Consider the following 1,381-nt stretch of genomic DNA (forward strand, 5'->3'; position numbering starts at 1 on the left):
CAGTGATAGTGGCACCGCCGAGGCTGGCGATCTCGATCGCGAAGACCGGTTTGTCGATGGGCTCGTGTGCAGTGAAATGCAGCCGCACAGTCAGGTCATCACCGGTGTGGAACCTGTCGACAGGGACGCCGCTCACGATGAGTTCGACGGTGTCGATGGTCAGCTTGCCGTCGCCGCGGCGCCCGACTTCAGCGCCGGCGCTCGTCTCGGCACCCAGCATGGTTTCGGTGTACTGGTCAACGACCTCGGCTGGGTTGCCTTCCATCCGGACGGAGCCGTGGTCAAGCCAGATCGCCCGGTCGCAGAAGTTGCGGACGGTGGTTGCGTCGTGGGTGACAAGGACCAGGGTGCGCCCCTGTTGGCGGAAGTCGACGAACTTTTCCATGCACTTCGCCTGAAAGGTGACGTCGCCAACCGCGAGGATCTCGTCGATCAGCAGCAGTTCGGGGTCGACGTTGATGGCCACGGCAAACGCCAGCCGCACATACATGCCCGACGAGTAGGTCTTGACCGGGTTGTCGATGAACTGCCCGAGGTCGGCGAAGTCGACAATCTCATCGAAACGCTTCGCGATCTCTTTACGGCCCATCCCCAAGATGGCGGCGTTCAGAAAGACGTTGTCACGCCCGCTCAACTCCTGGTGGAACCCGGCACCGAGTTCGAGGAGCGCGGCCATCCGTTTGGTGACCTCGATGTTGCCCGACTTCGGTGTGAGGATGCCCGCCATGCACTTGAGCAGGGTCGACTTGCCCGAACCGTTGTGGCCAATGATGCCAAGCGCCTGGCCTGGCTCGACATCGAAGGAGACATCACGCAGCGCCCAGAACTCTTCGTACCGGTTGCGGCCGCCAGCAGCGATGAACGCCTTGAGCGACGAGGCCCGTTCCTGATGAATCCGGAAGGTCTTGGAGACCTCAGAAACACGGAGTGCGTAGTTGGGGCTTGCACCGTTCGATCGATCGAGGAGCGCCATCAGAATTCCTCTGCAAATCGGGGCGACAGCTTGTTGAAGATCCAGGCGCCGATAGCGAATGTCGCGATGGAGAACGCAGCGATGTACGCCCACCGTTCAATGCCCGGCCACTGGCCGTCGTACAAGATGCGTTGGGACGCCCGGACGAAGCTGCCGGTTGGCCCCCAGTTGCTGATAAATCGAACGGCCTCGCTGGGGACCTGTGACGGAACGAAAATGATCGGGCTCGAATAGAACATGAGCTGAGCAACGATGCCCCACAGGTAGTTGATGTCGTGGAAGAAGACGTTGGCCGCCGACAGCGCCAACGCAACACCGGTGGTGAACAGCGAGATGAGCACCAGCAGGAGTGCCATCGGGAGCAGCCATTGGAACATGAAGTACCCGAAGAACAGGAACGAGATCGAC

At 60.9% G+C, this 1,381-nt stretch carries 2 protein-coding genes; both read right to left on the reverse strand.

What is annotated here, in order from left to right; translation table 11 throughout:
- A partial coding sequence (locus ACH2EI_RS13920) for an ABC transporter ATP-binding protein (protein ID WP_395160473.1) occupies window positions 1-973 on the reverse strand: 973 nt, incomplete at its 3' end.
- A partial coding sequence (locus ACH2EI_RS13925) for an ABC transporter permease (RefSeq protein WP_395160475.1) occupies window positions 973-1,381 on the reverse strand: 409 nt, incomplete at its 5' end. The genes ACH2EI_RS13925 and ACH2EI_RS13920, both read right to left, overlap by 1 nt.

The sequence above is a fragment of the Ilumatobacter sp. genome (genome assembly GCF_041688325.1).
Lineage (GTDB): Bacteria > Actinomycetota > Acidimicrobiia > Acidimicrobiales > Ilumatobacteraceae > Ilumatobacter_A.